At 64.3% G+C, this 18090-nt stretch carries 10 protein-coding genes; 6 read left to right on the top strand and 4 right to left on the bottom strand.

Features of this window, described 5'->3' with window-relative positions:
• Position 1 precedes the first annotated feature (1 nt).
• Together H6718_18370 and H6718_18365 are read left to right on the top strand one after the other, a co-directional pair.
• Positions 2–1570, top strand: a complete 1569-nt coding sequence (locus H6718_18370; protein ID MCB9587372.1) for a hypothetical protein — start codon at positions 2–4, stop codon at positions 1568–1570.
• A complete protein-coding gene (locus H6718_18365) occupies positions 1570–2346 on the top strand; it encodes a CpsD/CapB family tyrosine-protein kinase (protein MCB9587371.1) in 777 nt (258 codons plus the stop codon). The genes H6718_18370 and H6718_18365 overlap by 1 nt, the downstream gene beginning before the upstream one ends.
• Positions 2347–2393: 47 nt before the next feature.
• On the opposite strand, the gene H6718_18360 is transcribed toward H6718_18365, so the two are convergent.
• Positions 2394–4235, bottom strand: a complete 1842-nt coding sequence (locus H6718_18360) for a DUF4091 domain-containing protein (GenBank protein ID MCB9587370.1) — start codon at positions 4233–4235, stop codon at positions 2394–2396.
• An 85-nt stretch (positions 4236–4320) separates the two neighbouring features.
• Positions 4321–4761: an ATP-binding protein gene (locus H6718_18355; protein MCB9587369.1), complete on the bottom strand. Its 441-nt coding sequence runs from the start codon at positions 4759–4761 to the stop codon at positions 4321–4323.
• A 241-nt stretch (positions 4762–5002) separates the two neighbouring features.
• Between H6718_18355 and H6718_18350 the strand changes: the two genes are divergently transcribed.
• Positions 5003–5737: a sugar transferase gene (locus H6718_18350; protein ID MCB9587368.1), complete on the top strand. Its 735-nt coding sequence runs from the start codon at positions 5003–5005 to the stop codon at positions 5735–5737.
• A gap of 24 nt (positions 5738–5761) precedes the next feature.
• Here the strand turns inward: H6718_18350 and H6718_18345 are convergent, their stop codons facing one another.
• Entirely contained in the window at positions 5762–7135 is a 1374-nt protein-coding gene (locus H6718_18345) for an O-antigen ligase family protein (GenBank protein ID MCB9587367.1), read from the bottom strand.
• A gap of 311 nt (positions 7136–7446) precedes the next feature.
• Between H6718_18345 and H6718_18340 the strand changes: the two genes are divergently transcribed.
• Complete coding sequence (locus H6718_18340; GenBank protein ID MCB9587366.1) at positions 7447–8052, top strand: polysaccharide biosynthesis/export family protein; 606 nt, start codon at positions 7447–7449, stop codon at positions 8050–8052.
• 181 nt (positions 8053–8233) lie between these two features.
• On the opposite strand, the gene H6718_18335 is transcribed toward H6718_18340, so the two are convergent.
• On the bottom strand, positions 8234–9694 hold the full coding sequence (locus H6718_18335; GenBank protein MCB9587365.1) for a hypothetical protein: 1461 nt from the start codon (positions 9692–9694) through the stop codon (positions 8234–8236).
• Positions 9695–9941: 247 nt separating this feature from the next.
• On the opposite strand from H6718_18335, the gene H6718_18330 reads away from it, so the two are divergent.
• Both H6718_18330 and H6718_18325 read left to right on the top strand, forming a co-directional pair.
• The gene (locus tag H6718_18330) at positions 9942–12512 is read left to right on the top strand and encodes a hypothetical protein (protein ID MCB9587364.1); all 2571 of its coding nucleotides are present in this window, start codon (positions 9942–9944) and stop codon (positions 12510–12512) included.
• Positions 12513–12673: 161 nt separating this feature from the next.
• On the top strand, positions 12674–18082 hold the full coding sequence (locus H6718_18325) for a protein kinase (protein ID MCB9587363.1): 5409 nt from the start codon (positions 12674–12676) through the stop codon (positions 18080–18082).
• Positions 18083–18090 lie beyond the last annotated feature (8 nt).

The following is an 18090-nucleotide window of genomic DNA, read 5'->3' as shown; positions in this document are numbered from 1 at the left end:
GATGCAGACCCCAGTTAGTTCCGAGTCGCAAGAAGAGCGACGCCAACTCACACCACGCGCGCTGATCAAGCGTACGTTGCAAATCGCGCGACGGGCATTGTTGTACTGGCCGGCGCTCGCCGTGGCCGCCACGCTGGCCATCGGAGCGTTCTTCCTAGTCCCGAAGCTGATTCCGCCGGTGTATGAATCGGGCACGGTGTTGCTCTATCGAGAGGTGATCCAGGCGGATACGCTGCTCGGAAGTAACTCGACGCCCTCCGAAAGCAAACGTGCACGCAACATGCGCTTGCGCGAGATGCTCCTGAGCCGCAGCAACCTGAAGCCAATCATCGAGAAGTATCAGCTGTATCCCAAGACCGTGGAGTCGCAGGGAATGGTTGAAGGACTCGAAGAGATGCGCCTCAACACCAAGTGCCAGGTCGGCGAAGGTGACACCGTCACCATCACGTATCAGGGCGACTCCGCTGAGACCGTCTTCGAGGTAACGAAGGCGCTCGCGGACTCCATGGTGGAACAAGCCCGGAAATACCGCGCGGAAGAAGCCGAAGGCACCCAAAACTTCCTCCAGGCCCAGCTCGAAACCACAGGGAAAGAGCTGAAGGCGCAGGAGCAGGCACTCGCCAAGTTTCTCGCGATCCACCCCGAGTTCGCCCTCGAGACAAGCATGGGTCCCACCACGACGGGCGCCGCAGTGCGCGCTAGCCGCGCGGATACACTGGCCGCGTCGGGAACGTCGGCGAGACCCACGGACCCCGTCACCACCCTGCGGCGGCATGCCGAACGTCTCCAGCGACGCATCAAGGAAGCTGAGAACCCCGGTACCGCTCCCGTCGCTCCGCCCGAGCCAGCGCGTCTGGATCCTGCCAGCGAAGCAGCGATTCAAAGCGCCGAGAGCAGCGTGGCGCGCGCCAGAGAGAACTTGTCAGACAAGCAGGCGCACTACACCGCAAAACACCCGGACGTCGTTGCCGCACAGGCCCAGCTCAGCGCCGCCCTGGCGCAGCTTGCTACAGCGAAGGCCAATGCCAAGACCATCACGCCCAAGGCGGTCGCCGCCGCTCCTCCGACCACGGCGGAGGACATCAACAAGCTTCGCAAGGAACTCGCCCAAGTCGAAGCCTCGCTGGCGCGTGCCTCCCGTGGCAGCACGGGGAGCCCCACCAAGGACGTTGAGGCGGACGCAGAGGCTACGACTGAGAGCAACAGCATCGTTGCCCTAGAGACCGAGTGGACATCCCTCAACCGTGATGTCAACGCAGCTCGGGACCGCAATGAAGCAATCGAGCGCCAGTTGTTCCGCGCGTCGATTGTCGCGAAGGTTGAGACGAGCGGAGGAGGCAGCCAGGTCGTTGTCATTGATGAAGCATACGAACCGAAGCGCCCCACGCGGCGGGGAGCCAAGCGAACCGGAGCCGTAGCATTCGCGGCCGTGATGGTGCTCGGCGCACTGGCGGCGGTGGCTCTCGCGTTTCTTGATGACCGCGTCTACGACGAACTCGACATCCGAAATCTGGAGCTAGGTCCAATCGCCCATGTGATCCCTGCGGATAATGCGAAAGGACAATCGTGATGTCTGACTCCCAGTTCCCCGCCGCCAACCAGGGCTCCGGCAGCGTCTATCCTCCTACGCCACCGATGAGCCAGGCTCCGCAGAGCCTGAGCGTACCCGCCGGCCGTAACGTGGTCGTCGTAGCCACCCACAATCAGCCACCCCAGGGTCGAAGCGTCCTGCCGTTCGTGACTGCACCCGACTCACAGTTGGCGGCTGGCTTTCGCGTGCTCGCCCACCGGCTCAAGGGCGTGAACAATCCGCGAACGATCGCCATCTCGAGTCCCCGGCGGGATGAGGGCAAGACCACCCTCGCCATCAACCTGGCGATGGCCTTGGCGGAACACGGACGAGACAAGGTGCTGTTGGTGGAAGCCAACCTGCGCAACCCTCGCGTCGGTGAAGCATTGGGTTTCGCCCCGCCAAACTGCTTCGGAGAGCAGATGGTGCGGTACCTAGATCTCCCCGGAGAACCCTGGCGGGTGGTCGCGGCGTTCTTCGACAACCTCCACGTGCTGGCGGTTCACCCGCGCTCCAAGGGCACTTGGCTACTCAACGCACCTGCTTTCCGCGCGGCAATGGCTCAGCTAAAGGAAGCGCCGTACGCACACATCATCGTGGACTGCCCCGGCGCGCTCGGCACCGCTGACGTCAACATCATCGAAGACACGACGGACGGCGTGATCCTCACCGCAATGGCGGGCATGACCAAAGGGGCGCACTTGATCCGCACGCAAGAGCACCTGGCCCCGGCGAACATCCTTGGGACGGTGCTGATGAACGGCCGCTACGATTGAGCAACAGCGCCCCATGTAAGTGAGGGCTTTGCGGGAGCGAGATCTGGCTAGGGTGAGTTCAGCAGTTCGAAGAGACGTCTCCGCGCGGACTCCCACCCCTTCGCGCCGGTCTCCCAGCGAGGTCGCTTCTCACCGCTCACGGCCTTGAGAGCTTCGGGGATGCGCTCCGCGAGTACTTTCTTGGTCTCTGCGGGGTCCTTCTTCATGGCCAGCTCGACGTAGCCCGCGTCCTGAATACCGCGCCGCCATTGCTTCAGGCGAAACGACGCAAGGACTCCGTCGAATCCGAGATCGTGGGCTGGGTAGTCCTTCTGGCGTCCTGGATAGACGAGCATCCCGTCGCCATTGCAATGGTCGGCGTGCTGGTTGTGAAACGTTTCGGAGGTGGCAAACGGATCGTAGGGGCCTTCCCCGCCCTGATTCCCGTCGTGCCAGAACGTCGACTCCCAGTAGAACCAGCGCTCGATGCCGTAGCTCGCCTGTATCCAACCGTTGGCGCGCAAGGACGTTGGCCACGCATCCGTGAGGAAACTCCCAGTTTGAGGCAACACGCCGTTGTAGATCCACAGGTGCTTTCCCGCTTCCTTCGCCTCGGCCTGCGCCGCTGGCGAGTACTCGCTGGCGAACATGATCACGAGATCCACAGCTTGACTCTTGGGGGGCTCGCTGCACGTGTGGCCTACGCGAAGCTTCTGCACGCGAGGGTCAGGACTCCGTCGCAGCGCCGCCTTCCAGTCCTTGCCGCGAGGGCTGTCGCACTGCTCATCCACCGCGTAGAGGAACACATCGCGATCGCCAGGTTCGTCGCGAACCCCCAGCTCCTCGAGTCGCGAGAGCATCTTCCCAACCAGCGCTACCTGTTCGCTAGAAGGGTCACCCAGGTCACCATATGAGCCCAAGGCAACCACGCTGCTGGGTTGCCCGGCACCGGCGCCGCGGTAGCCCTTTGACGCGGTAAAGAGACTACCGTCAAGCAGACCCTTCGCGGCCTCCAGCTCACGCATGCTGGTGATGGGAAGGATGTTCGAGATCTGATGAGCGTGCATCAGCTGCAGGTACTGGTCGACGGCCCGCCTGTTGCCGACCCTTTGTTCGATGCGATCCGGCTCGAAGTAGAGCATCGTCTTCGCGGCCGCGTAGGGCAGCGTTTGCGCGCCAACGCGCAGGGTCAGCGGGATGCGCGACAGCTGATCGTTCCCCGCATACACCGCCAGCTCGGCGGTATAGGAGCCCGCACGGATCGCGGCTCCGGTCAGGTCGACGTCGACCCAGATCACCCGCTGGCGTTCAGCCGGGATCTCGAGCGGGTACGGGTCCCATGCCGGCGCAATTTCCACAGGGATTAGCGGATCGGGAATGGTCGTCCCCGGCTGGGGCGCAGCGGGTAGCGCTTGCGCCTCCCACCCGAGCGACTCTCCGGGCGTCTTGCCGCCGGAGCGACGCGGGAAGGGCACCTCATGGAGCAAGAAGCGCGAGACTTCTGGCGTAGCCGGTCCGCTTGCGCGTTCAATTTCCACGCGAATCTGCTGCAGTGGCTGTTTCCCTGCGCTCACCACGACCTGAAAACCAACCACCTCCCCGGGTAAGCCAACCAGATCGATGCTCCCGCCGGGTTGCCAAAGCGGGTTGTCTTCACCACGCATGCTCGCCGTCACGCCGGCATTGCTCGCGATGCGTTCGGCATCGGTGACGATGCTGACGCGCGCTTCGAGGCTGGGTGCGCCTTTGGGTTCGACGGGCTGCTCCCGTTGGCAACCGTTGCACCTCACCCCCAAGAACAGGGCGACGACGAGCGTACCCAGTGTCGTCGAGCGGCGAAGATAGCGCGCGGCCCTGGGTGAGGTCGAAGTGCTGCTAGCTTCAGGCGTCGGGTGTGCCGGCGGGCTCATCGGGCGCAGCATGACACGCAGCCCACGCCTTGCCACCGCACCAGCGGCCCTGCAGGGCGTGCCCGGTGGCACGTTGATCCACCCGCTAGGCGAAACGCTTCTTCATTCGCAGACAGTTCGGCGAACCGGGTTCGTAGCTGACCTCGTCTACGAAGCTACGAATGATGAACAAGCCCATGCCGGACTCCTGAGGTTCAGCGAGGTCGAGCTCCGGTGCCGCATCGAAATCGAAGCTGTCGCCGTGGTCGAGGATTTCCACACTGACTTGGCAATCGTCGTAGGTGATGCGCAGCGTGATCTCGCCTGAGTGGTTTTCATAGGCGTGTAGCACTGAATTGTTGAACGCCTCACCAACGGCGCTCACCAACTCGTGACCAAACTGCTCCCCAACGGACGCATCCTTCGTCGCTAGCTTGCAGACCGCGGCAACCGTGCGAGTGGCCAAATCGCGGAAGACGATTTCGCTCGGCACCTGCAGCACCACGAGAGAACTCACGGTGCGCGAGTCTCCAAACCATGCGGACATGCGACCGAGACACCTTCAGCCAAACAGGTAGAGCCTTCAGCTCGACACCGCGGCGGCAGCGCATCTCCGATGGTCTCGTAGTGCAGCAGCTTCACGTCTCCTCCCCCGTCGCCGGATCGACACCGGACCTGACGACAGGCTAACAAAGTCGAGCCACGGCGACCAAGCAATCGCTACCGGCCGGACGATCCTGGGCGAGCGACTTGCGGCGCTCGTACCTTCATGAGAAGTCTCTGGACTCATGCCTCCGATTAGCGTGCGCCTGACGAAACGAGCCCTGGATGTCGTCGCATCCAGCGTCGGCTTGGGACTGACGCTCCCGTTCTATCCGCTGATCGCCGCTGCGATTCGCTACGACTCCAGCGGCCCGGTGTTCTTCGGGCAGATCCGGGCGAAAGGACTCATTCCCAGGGAGCCCGGCGACACCAACCCCGTCCCCCAGTGCACGGAATTCAAGCTGTTCAAGTTCCGCACCATGCGGCAAGACGCGGAGAAGCACACCGGCGCCGTGATGGCCGCGGAGAACGACCCGCGAATCACTCGCCTGGGCGCCTTCCTGCGCAAGTCCCGCATCGACGAGTTGCCGCAACTTTGGAACGTCCTCAGGGGCGATATGAGCCTCGTCGGCCCTCGACCGGAGCGCCCGGAGTTGCTGGTAAACCTTGCGCTCGCGATTCCCTACTTCGAGGAACGCATGCGGGACTGCAAACCCGGACTGACGGGGCTCGCCCAGGTTTCCCTCGGATACACCGGTGCGATTCCGGAGGGCAGCGCGCTCTCGGCTTTCCGTGAGGCTCTGCAAAATCCGTTCAAGCTAGAAGAGGCAGAAGGCGCCTTGGCTGATGACTTGCGCGCCAAACTTCTCTTCGACTTGGCGTACACGGCGGCGTTGGAGAGCTTCTCCACCTATTTGCCGACCGAACTCTCGGTGATCTTCAAGACCCCGCTCGTGATGCTGAAGGCGATGGGGCGCTGATCCGCGGTACGGGCCGCCGGTAGCTCAGCCAGACGCCAGCTTGCGAGCGGTGTACACCAACAGGAACAACAGCAGCGCTGTATTCCCCACGGCAATACCCAGGAAGTCCTTCCAGCCGTAGGTGACCCTGAAGTCCGGCTTGTGGCGCTTCACAGCGGCAAAGAAGGCCCCACTGACGCCGATGTAGATCCAGAGCACGTAGTGGTAGTTGAAGGATAGAAAGAAGATCCCCACTGCCATCCCCGCCATGGAAGACAAGAGCGCCATGGCCCAGATCCGCGCAACTTCGCCCTCAGGCTCCGTGACCGTGCGGGTGACCGTGAGGGGTACTTTGATCGTCAGCCAAAACACCGAGAGCCACGCCACCATGCCGAAGAAGCCGAGCTCCGCAGGCGCGAGCACATAAGAGTTATGCGCGGTCAGGTGGTGGTACTGAGTGAACTGTTCAAAGCCCACTCCGAGTACCGGATACTGTTTGAAGAGCTGCACGCCCACGTAGAGGTTCTCGACTCGTTCGAGCGAGCTCTCTTCACCACCTGAGCGCCCACCAAGCGCGAGCACAGGCAAAGCGCAGACCACCCCCAAGATCAGCCCTTTCAAGCGGTAGCGTTCCAAGAAGTAGACGCCAATCGTCGCCAGAAAGACGATCTGTCCTCCGCGGGATCCGGAGTAGACCACCGTCATCGCCCCCAGCACGAAGGTCAGCAAGAAGAGCGCGAGCCGCTTCTTGTTGCGACGCCGCTGATAGAAGGCGAACGCAAGTGGGACGCCGATCGCCACCGCCATCGAAGCCTCGTTCGGGTCCTGCAAGACTCCCACGTAGCGGACGCGACCGCCGCCAATGGAGGTGACCCCCAGCAGACCAGCGTGCTCACAGCGGTACATGGCCTCAGGGTCTGGCGGATCCTGGTAGCAAATGACGGGCGACTCGCAGGCGCGCCCGTCTGGGCGTCCCGAACTGTTCTGATCCTCTCCTGGCGAAACGGCGACGCACTCCAGCGGCTGGAGGCCCATGTGGACGCAGACCGCCGAGATCCACAGCGTGCACGCCAGGATGGTGCCCATGAACAGCTCGAAGGCCTTGAACGTCCTGACACCGTGGGCAATCAGGAAATAGATCACGACCGCGATGCCGAAGCGGACACCGTCACTAGCCAATGAAGCCGGTGCCTTCACGCCTGCGGTGAAGAAGCACCACAGCACGAACGCGATCACCCAACCGAGGTGCGGTGTCTTCCTCAGGTCCGTCTTCCCCTGGCGTAGATCCACGAGGTAGCCAAAGACCGCCAGACCGAAGAACAAATAGAGAAACGGGACTCCTCGCAGCGCCGGCATGAAGTCGAACGGTCGCGCGTAGATGAAGATCAGGAGTGCCAGTAGGCCGGGCAGAACGAACATGGGCGGACAGCTGGGAGCGCAATAGCGCTCTACCGAAAGACGAAACCCTGCTTCGCGAGAGGGCGCCTCATCTTCGCGAGGCGCGGCGCTTCTCGCCAGCCTTTCCTGCTCCGTGGGTCCTTGCTGGGTGATTGGGGACGGAGTCTTCAGGCTTCAGACTGCCAGGCCGGACAGCGTGCCGAGAGCGAAGCCCAAACGGTCCGTGTTGCCGCGGGAAGCCTGCCTTTTCCGCAGCGGAGCCAGCGGCGCACAGCGGTAGGCGGGCTTCTCTCTTGCGGTCCGGGCCCTCCGGGTTAGGCTGCGCCGGGCTCATGCAACGATTCATTCTCGCGCTCCTGCTAGTGCTGCTCGCAACCACTGGCCTCGTCAGCTGCGGTGCGCCGCTCCCCAACTACCCCTACGCCAAGGAGCCGGACCCGCGCCGTGCCGAGTACGTGATTGGGGTGGGAGACACGTTGCGAATTCGCATCTGGAAGAATCCCGAGCTCAACACGGACATCCAGGTACGGCCCGATGGCACCATCACGATGTCGCTGATCGGCGACGTCCACGCTGCAGATCTCACGCCGACCCAGCTGAAGCACGAGATCAAGAAGAAGATGTCGGTCTTCATCAAGGATGAGGCAGCAGTGGTCACCGTCGCAGTCACGGATGTTCGCAGCTACCGCGTCACGGTGTCAGGAAACGTCGCGCAGCCAGGTGTAATCACCGCTGAGCGCTACCTGACGGTGCTCGAGGCGGTCGCCCTGGCAGGCGGCCCGAGTCGGTTCGCTTCCCCCGCGGAAACGAAGATCATCCGTATCGGCTCCGACGGCAAAGTCCGGCATATCCCTGTCCGCTACGACCTGCTCGCCGAGGGTGAGCACCTGGAAATGAACCTGGTGCTGCTACGCGGCGACCAAGTGTTCGTGCCCTGAGGGCGAGCGATAGCCGCTGCGGCGCAGCCAAGCCGCACCTCTCCCCCAAAAGAAAGCCGCAAAAGGTGGCGCCAAGGCCCTCGAATCAAGCTTGATCCCGAGGGCTTTTTCGCGCGCCCTGCCAGAACTGCCCGTTTTTTTGGGGGAGGAGCAACGTTGAGGGATGTGCCAAGCAGAACGTCTAGCGCCGCAGGGCGTTCACACCGTCGCACAGCTTCCCGATAACGATCCACCACAGAAGCGCGCCGAGACCCGGCACGACCATTGCCGCGAGGATCAGGTTCTGGCTCAGCGGTGGCGCATCCACGCGATGGCGCTGGATGTAGCGATTGAAGTCCGTCGCAAAGCCTGGGAGCACGTTGAACACCCAGTAGATATTGAAGAGAGGCACGAAGAGCAAGCCGACGGCCTTACCGGGTGTGGTGCGGGCGTTGCCGTCCTGAATCGACTTCCAGCACTTGTAGAGCAGCACGAACTGGCTGATCCAACCGATGAACAAGCCGAGGGGCGCGGCGGCGCCGACCAGCGCAAGACTTGGCTTCAGGATCGGAACGACCCCCAGCGCAATGCTCAGGATCAAGCCACCAAAGACTGCGGCGCGGTAGAGCCACTTGTTGACCCTGACGTCGCTCCGAGCACCCTGCATGGAGGCCGGGCTGGGCTCATAGGGCGCTGCGCTTGGCAGCTCCGGATAGGCGCGCGTTGGGTCGTAGGCCTTGTGTTGACCGAACCCATCGACCATCGAACCCATCGCTTGCCGAGGGCCGGTTGCATCCGGTGCAACCACGTGACTGCCGCTTGGGCTGGCGTCCAACGCCGCCGCACCTGGGGCAACCTCCGTGGGGCCAGGCGTTGCGAGCCCGTGAGCGGCAAGCTCTGACTCGAGCAAATCGGCTACCGAAGGCTGCTTCGCGCGGGGCTCTTCCTCTTCCTCGAAGGGCGCCATCCCCACCTGAGTCGGGGTGAAGCTGCGCTTGCGCTCCGGCGGCTGTGGCTTTGGATTGTCCGGGATGGTGGGCGTCGGTTGCATCAGCGGGGCCGGACTGGCCGGGGGAACCGGGCTGACAAACGGCGTGATCGGCGTACCCGCAGCGGGCCGCGGTGGATGCGAGCTCGGATGGAGGCGTCCATCCTGTCCGGGAACCAGACTGTAGCGACCTGCCTCTGCGACGGAGCGGTCCATCACGACCGTCGCTTCATCTTCGTCCTCGGCGGTGAAGGGCATGTTGCCCGGCGCGCTGGACTTCGGCGTGCTGAGACGGGGCGCGCTCGAGCCCGGTGCACTCGACTTCGGCGCTTGCATGGGCGCCGGACGGATGGGTTGCAGCGCGCCTGGATTGGCGGGCGGAACACCGCGAGTGCTTGGGGGCGGTGGCGCTCCAGCTGCCGGACGCGGCGCCGGAGGCACGGCCGGCATGGGCTCCGGCGTGGGCACGCCAATCCCCACATGAGTGCGGTAGCGCGAGGCGGCTGGCGCTGGCGGCGGCTTGGAACTCAAGGAGCGGACGGGGGCCGGGGTGAGCTTCTCCGGCACGGCGTCGGGCTGATCCTGAGGCTCCACCACCAGGGTGCCGTGACGTGATCGCTCAGGCGTCTGAGCAACGCCGCGTTGATTTCCTCCCTGTGAGTCGCTGGGGGGCATCCGAGCTAGATCGTCCTTACACGCCGAGAGCGGCGCGACCACCGAACACCCGCACACCGTCCTGCGGGCAGTCCGTTCATCATATAGCAGCGGGTCCAGGCCACGCGAAGAAGAAGCAGGTCAGAGTGCCGAGACCGCCTGCGGAGGCACGAACGGCTCAACCAGCGAGAAAAGCGACGCAATGGCCCACGAAATCGCGCAGCCCGTTGCTCTCACGCTACCGGCCCTGATCCCTTATACATCCCACATGACTCCGGAACGGCCGCCAGCGCCGCCCACGCTCGGCAGCGACCGCCAACGCAGGCGCGCGCCGCGGTCCGCCACACCCACGCTCTCGCGACGTACCACCAAGCTTCCAAAGTTTGTCTCCGCGGGTGTTTCCGCCTCGACGTTCGGCGCGCTCGCCCTGGGAGTGATCGTCGGCTGCAGCTCGTGCAAGCGCTCGGGCGGGGACAGCGGGGCCGACACGCCGCCTCCGGCTCAGCTTACCCACGTGGAAAAGCCTGGACCCACGACGGTACAGGAACTCCCTCCCGCAACCACCACGCACCCGAGGCTCTGGGTGCGCCAGCAGGATCTCGACCAGCTGAGGAGCTGGGCCACACCTGACAACCCGATCTACGCCCAAGGGCTGCGTCCGGTCATTGAACAGGCCAAGCAGGACGTCGACGAAAAGCGGATGCCAAGCAGCGACCAGTGCGCCTACCAGGGCCGCTACTGTGAGCAGACCGCGATGGTCCTAGCCTTTGCCTCCCTGCTCCAAAAGGACGCTGGCGAGGCCAGGGCCTACGCGGAGCGGGCCAAGAGCGTATTGCTCCCGATGCTCGCTCGCGTCAAAGCGAACAAGCAGGACGATCCCCTCGCCGAACCGCGTTTCAGTGTGGCGGATCGTTCCCGTTGGGCGGGAGAAGCGTTTCCGCTCACTGTCGACTGGATCTACCCCTACCTCTCCAAGGAGGACAAGGCACTTATCCGCACGGTATTTTTGCGTTGGGCCGAAGAGCAGCTGAAGGCCACCGTGACCGACTACAACCACCCAGAGCCAGTGGGGAAGCTGAACGACCCGGTGCTCCTGAAGGACCGCAAAGCGAGGCGCTACGGCGCGAACAACTTCTACACGGCGCACGCGCGGAATCTTGGGCTAATGGCGCTGGCTCTGGACGCAGCCGACGATCCCAAAGAGCCCGACGCAGGTCGTCAGTATCCCTGTCTTCGTGACTACTTGCAGAACGTAACCGGCGCCTGGCTTTACGTCTCCGACTCCGTGTTGCGGAACGACGCCAAGGGCGGCATCGCTCCTGAGGGTTTCGAGTACGCCCCGCGCAGCCTAGCCTTCCTGCTGCAGCTCTATTTGGCCTTGGAGACCGCTGGAGAAGCAAACGAGGAGCGCTACGGGACGCAGGTCTTGCGCTGGAAGAACCCATTCTGGCAGGAGCTTGTCCCGGCCTACCTGAACGCCCTCAGCCCGCGGACCGTAAAGAGTCAACGCAGCGGTACGCAGGTTTACCTCCCGGCATGGACCGGCGATGGCGAGGTCTACGAGCTCTTCGATTTCGCCGACTCGTTCATTCCGCTCGGAATCAGCGCGAGGCTACGCGGTGAGCAGGCCCTCTACGATCAGACACGCTGGATTCAAAAGTACACACCCGCCGGTGGCGCCGAGTACCTGAACAAGCGCGCCAGCGCCGAGGGCGGCTCGGTGCCCTTCCGTCAGGCGATTCTCTACTTCCTGCTCTACGATCCCAAGGCCAAGCCTGCGGAAGATCCGCGCGGTAAGCTACCGCCGCACCACCTCGCGAGCGGCACCGGACGGCTCGCCGTTCGCCAGAGCTGGAAGCCCGACGCCGCTTGGTTCAACTTCAACTGCGGCTGGGCGGAGATCGACCACCAGCACGGCGACGCCGGCGACTTCGGTTTGTACCTGAAGGGCGAGTGGATCAGCAAAGAGCGCGTCGGCTACGGCGGTGTGTTCGAGCGCTCGCTCTCCCACAACACGCTGGCCGTGGAAAACTCGAAGCCCGATCACCACGAAGACAAGCGGCGACGCGGGCTCTGGGAGTCCGGGTCCCAGTGGGCACTCGGGCACACCGGAGATCCGGTGATGCGTGCCTTCATTGGCAATGACTACGTATCCACCCACTGCAGCATGGGCGGGATGTACAACTCTGCGTACGAAGGCGTGAAGGACGTCGAAGCGGTGGAACGCCACCTGGTATGGCTCGAACCGAGCACCATCGTCTTCTACGACGCTGTACGCACAGCGCGCGCGGAGCAATTCAAACAAGCTTGGCTCCACTTCGAGGCGTTGCCCAAGGTAGAAGGCGATCATGCTGACGTCACGACCCCGGGTGGCCAGCACGTGCGCGTCAGCGCGCTCTTGCCGGAGAACGCCAAGCTCCGTGCCGAGGCTTACAAGGTCACCGACGACTGGGAGTCGAAGCCGGCTTCCGGCGAGACCATGCTGTTCGATTTGCTCACCGAGGCGGGCTCGAAAGAGAAGCAGCAGCAGTTCCTGCACGTGCTCCAGGTCGCGGACTCGCCGTTGAAGCCCGAACGCTTCAAGCAGGGTCAAGGGGATGAATTCGTGGGCGCAAGCCTAGGGCCTTCGGCGGTCGCGTTCTCGACCAAGCGCGATGCGCCCAAGGCAAACTTCAGCGTGCCGGCCCAGACCAAGCTCATCTTCGTTGCAGGGTTGAAGCCGAACAGCGACTTCAAGCTGGGAACCAAGAAGTCCGGCGACGCCCTCGTCCTGAGCATCGAGCCTGGGAGCGGCGTGAAGAGCGATGACGCGGGCGTCATACGCTTCGCTGTGCCCTGAGCGGCGCGTCGTGAGCTGTTCGCGTTCCTGGCCGCTGCCTCGCATTTGACGCGTCGTAGCTCACCGCTTTCTGAGCGGGCAGTGCGCTGGTTGCCTGTACGATGCCCCCGGGAGAGCGCCCGACCGCGTAAAGCGGGCTGGTCATTAGCGGTAGCCACACAATGAACACCACACAGCTGATCGCGGAGCTGGAGAGTCGCTTCGAGTTGGTTGAGCTCCAAGAGCTCAGTCAAAACCTGATGGGGCTGGATCCAAGCTCGATTGGGGGAGAGGAGAGCCTGGGCTCGTTTGCTCGCGCTCTGGTGCTGCGGGCCCTCGCCTTGGACGCCGTGGAAGCGCTGTGCGACGCCGTCTCGGCGCAGCGCCCCGATGCGCGTCAGAAGCTCGAAGGCCTGCGCCGCCTTGGTCTCTCCGGAGCGCCGAGTCTGCCGGTAGGTTCGCGCCTGGGTGACTATCGCGTGGCTGAAATCCTCAGGGAAACAGCCATCGAGACCAGCTACTTGGTCGAGGCCGCCCAGGGTGGCGAAGATCCCACGACGCCACCAAAAGAAGACACGATCACTCGCGAGCGGAACCTCGTCGAACTCACGGGCAACCTGGACTTGCGCCAGCTGGCTGCCCAAGCAGGACGCAAGCGCCGGCTCTCGGTACTGCGCCCTGAAGCAACCTTCGACCGCCGTGGCCTGCAGCGCTTCCTGACCACGGCGCGTATCAGCGGCAGCATCCCCCACCCCGCGCTCCCGCGCCGTGTGCTCGCGGGCCCGCTGGGGGAACACATGGTGGTCATCCAGGATCACTTCGTCGGTATGTCGTTGGCGGAGTCGCTGACGTTGCACGGCCCGCGAGGCTTTGAGGGTGCTCGCTGGATCTTGCACGCCTTGCTCGATGCTGTGGCTGCCTTGCACGATGCAGCGACGGCGCATGGCTTTCTGACGCTACAGAACGTGTTGCTCAACGAGGGTTCTCAGTCGGCTCCGTCGTTGATGGCGCTCGGCGCAGGCTCGAGCTTCCTGGTTGCGTCCATCCCGGGATGGGGCCGTGACCGCCTGGATCTGCTTTGCTACGGACTGGCGCCAGAACAGATCCAGGGGCACGTACCCGATACGCGCAGCGACCTCTACGCTGTCGGTGCGCTCGCCTACGAGCTGATGAGCGGTCGCCCCCCCTACGCGACTCGTAGCGCCCAGGGGCTGTTCGAGCGCTTGACTCAGGATCCTCCGGCGCTGGCGCGGGTCGCGGCCGCCGGCAGTGTTCCCACAGCCATCAGCGACTTGATTGCGGCGCTGATGGATCGCAACCCCGAGCGCCGGCCCCGGAACGCGCGAGAGGTCATCGACGCCCTGGAGCGCGCTGGACGCCGTGCCCAGGTGCCCGCCGCCTACCAGATCGCAGAAGCCGAAATTCAGCAGCGCTTGAGCGCCTTGCTCGAAAACCCAGGCTCCGAGGATTTGCTCGCGGCGGTGGAAGGCGCTGTCGACCAGGGTGCAGATCCTGGGCGTATCGCGGATGGTCTGGTGTGGGTCGCGTCGAGTCTTGCCGCGAGCCTCTCTCGCGGCTCGCGCACCGCCCAGAAACGCCTTTTATTCCGCGCGGCAATGATATTCGAGACAGCGAGCGGCGACCTCGAAAAGGCCGAGAGCTGCTACGCGCGCATCGTGGAAGCGGACGCGGCCGATGGTCCCGCCCTCGCCGCCCTGGAGCGCGTACGCCGTCGCCTCGGCAAGCACGAAGCCTTGATCGAGATGCTGCTAGAGCGTCGCGAACTCGCGACGAGCCCCAGTGAGCGCGCACAAGCACTCGCCGAGATCGGCCGCATCTACAAGAACGATCTGGATGACGCGACCCAAGCGCTGGTGGCGTTCGCTCAGGCGTTTGCAGAAGATCCGCTCTCAAGCGAGTACGCCGATGAAGTGGAGCGGCTAGCGGGGAAGCGCGCGGAGGCGTGGACCGAAGGGGTGCAGAGCCTGGTCGACGCATTGAGCAGCGACCAACCGGCAGAGGCGCGCGTCGCGCTGCTCAACCGCCTCGGCGCCTGGTACAGCAAGCAGCTCAGCCGTCCAGATCTCGGGCTCCCCTGCTACCAACAAGCGATCGCGCTCGATCCAGCCAACTCGGTGGCGCTCGAAGGCATGACCCAGCTCTACCGCCAAGCTCGGCAGTGGCCTGAGCTCGGAATGGTACTCACCGCCCGCGCCGACGCCGCTGCCACTCCCGCTGAGGCGCGAGACTTCCGCGCCCAAGCGGCGGAACTCTTGGCCACCGAGATGAACGACGCCGAGAGCGCCCGCGCGTTGTTCGAGCAGGTCCTGGAGGAAGATCCCCACCACCCCGCCGCGTGCGCCGGACTCGATCATCTGTACGCTTCTGCGGGTCGCCACGCCGAGCGCCTCGTGGTGCTCGAGCGGCGCTTGAAACTCGCTGCTCCGGAAGAGCGTGTCGAGCTGTTGCTGGCGGTGGCGGACGTCTGCGAGTTCGCCCTGAAAAATCCCGCTCGGGCCTTGGAAGCCTATGAGTCGGTGATCGAAGTAGACCCCACCCACATCGACGCGCTGAAAGGCGCCGATCGGCTCTACTCCCAGTTCGAGCGCTGGACAGACCTGCTGACAAACCTGGAGCTTCAACTGAGGGTCTCGGTGACGCCGCGCCAGAAGACCACGCTGTGGTCACGCGTCGCCGCTATCCACGGCGAAGAGTTCCTGGATCACGCGCGCGCAGCGGATGCTCTCGAAAACCTCCTGGATCTAGAACCGAACCACCAAGATGCGCTGACCGCGCTGGTCACCCACTACACCGCACTCGAGCGCTGGAGCGACGTCGCCATCGTGTACGAGCGTCGTCTGGACGCCGCCACCCAGAAGGCCGACCGCGTGCGCCTTGGGCTCGAGCTTGCTCAAATCCTAGCGGAAAAGGCGCAGGTCGAGGACCGCGCGATCTTCGCCTATGAACAGGTGCTCGAGCTCGACCCCGGTAACACTCAGGCCCTCAGCGCGCTAGCAGAGCTCCGCGCGCGCAGCGGAGACTCGCACCAAGCGCTAGAGGCGGTTGAAGCGCTAGCGAAGAAGGCCGAGACGCCCGCAGAACGCGCGCGCCACTACGTCAGCGCCGCGCGCCTGCTGGAAGACCGCGGCGACGGTGATCTCGCGATCTCCCGCTACGAGCTCGCCCTGCAGGCCGAGCCGACCCACGCCGAAGTGCTGGAGTCATTGGAGACCGCGTACGTCGCCCGGGGAGAACTCGAATCTGCCCTCGGGATCTACGAGCGCGCGCTGAAGGAAGACCTCAAGCCGACTCAGCAGGCTGCGTTCCGCACTCGCCGCGCGGCACTGCTCTGGGAGCAAGCGCAAGATGGCAAGCGCGCCTACGCCGAAGCGCGGCGAGCACTGGACCTCGATCGCCAGAACCTCCAAGCCCACAGCATCCTTGTAAGGATCAGCCACCAGAGCGAGGACTTCGCCGAGTCGGTGAAGCTGCTCGAGAGTTTGCTCAGCCGTAGCTCCCAGCTCTCCCCGGATCAACGCCTCGAATTTCAGCGCAACTACGCCGAAGCGCTGGCTCGCACCGGACAGGCCGAGAGCGCCGTCGCCGAGGCGGACCGCCTGCTCCAGCTGTCTCGCACCCAGGCCGAACGACGCTTCGTAGCGGACCTCAGCCTGGAGCATGGATCCGCGAGGAAATCTTTTGAACTCTACTGGGAGCTGCTCCACGATCCCGAGGTCCGCCTCGACCCCGACGAGCGCGCCGAGCTGAAGCTCCTGGTAGGACAGAGCGCGCTCAAGAGCGGCGACCTGGACACCGCGGAGACCCAGCTCCGGGAGGCCCTCAAACAGAACCCGGACGAGTACCGGGCGTTGCGCTCGCTGGGCGAACTCCAAGGCAAGCGGGGCGCGCACCGCGAACAGCTGGCGACGCTGTACGAGCTCCTGCAGCTGGCGCCTTCGAGCGAGCACTTCGAGATCTTGGTTCAGATCGGTGACGTGGCCGCGGACCGCCTCTCGGACAGTGAGTACGCGACACAGAACTACTTGAGCGCGCTCTCAAAGCGCCCAGGCGATCGCGCCGTGTTGCTCAAGCTGATGCGCCTATATTCCGAAGGGAAAGACTGGGCACGCCTCGTGGATGTGATCCTGGAGCTCGCGGACCTGGTCAGCGACCAGAAGCAGCGGGCCAAGTACCTGATGACCGCAGCGAACCTGTGCCAGGATGAACTCAACGACCTCAAGCAAGCCTTCGAGCTGTATCAGGAGGTGATGCGACTCGATCCCAGCCTCGAAGGAGTGCAGGCGCGCACCATGGACGTAGTGCGCGCACGGGGAGACTTCGATGCACTGAAGGAGCTCCTGAAAGATCAGCTCAAGCGCGCGTCAGATGCGCGAGACCAGGCGCGCATGCTCGAGCTGATGGACGAGCTAGCACTGCTCTACGATCAGCAGTTCGGACGCGTCGATCAAGCGATTGCCATCACCGACGCTGCGCTTCAGCTCGCACCAGACGGCATTCACCGCCAGGAACGCCTGGCGCGACTCTACGCTCGTGACCCTGCCCGCTACCTCGACAAGGCGCTCGCGACCCACGCTGCCGTACTCGCCAAGGACCCGTACCGGGTCAGCATCTATCGCTCACTCTTCGAGCTGTATTCACGGCAACGCGACTCGGATTCGACGTGGTGCGTTTCCCAAGCGTTGTACGCGCTGAACCAGGCGAGCCCGGAAGAATCGACGTACTTCCGCCAGGGCCGTCCGGGAGAGCCACCCACGGTCAGTAGCCAGCTCAACCACGAAGACTGGCTCAGCGTGCTGATGCACGAAGATGCCGATCGCTTGCTAACCGGGGTGCTCGCCTTGCTCCAAGGCACGGTCCTCGAGGTGCGCGGCACGCCTCTGGACCAGCTGGGCTACAGCGAGGACCACGGCGTTGACCCGGCGGCGCGAGTTCCCGGCGTGTACACGCTGAGCCACGACGCCCGTTGCCTCGGGGTAACGCTGCCTAGGCTGTATCAGAACTCCAACGACCCGCGCAGCTTGAGCCTCTTGCACGCGACACCACCCTGCATCTCGCTCGGTCAAGGGGCGCTCGAGCTGCGCGGCAGGAGCCGCACCTTCAGCTTCGAGAGCGCGCGGGCCCTCACTTACTTCCGCCCGGGGTTCTATGTCAGACACCTCGTCTCGAGTCACAAGGAGCTACGCGCGTGGCTCTCCGGTGCCATTCGCCTGTTCGCGCCTCGCTTCCCCGTGTCCAAGGACATCGCCGAAGCGTCCCAGGGGGCGAGCATCGCCATCGAACGCAAGTTCACCCAGGAGCGGCGCCAGGCACTGGGTCAGATCGTGAGTGAGCTGTTGCAACAAGGAGCCGCGCTCGACTTGCGGCGCTGGATGCGTGGTATCGACCTGACCGCAGACCGCGCGGGCTTTTTGCTCTGCGACGACCTGCCAACGGCGCTGCAAGTGCTCCGTCAGGCCGAAGAAGGCGATGAGGTGGCCACACGCGCTGAGCGCAGCAAGGCGCTCGTGCGCTTCGCGGTCAGTCCGGAGTACTTGCGCTTGCGCGCGCAGCTCGGCCTCCGGCGGGGGTGAGGCGCGGC

It is taken from the genome of Polyangiaceae bacterium, from assembly GCA_020633205.1.
Classification (GTDB): domain Bacteria; phylum Myxococcota_A; class Polyangia; order Polyangiales; family Polyangiaceae; genus JAHBVY01.
This window is presented reverse-complemented; position numbering and strand designations above follow the sequence as displayed.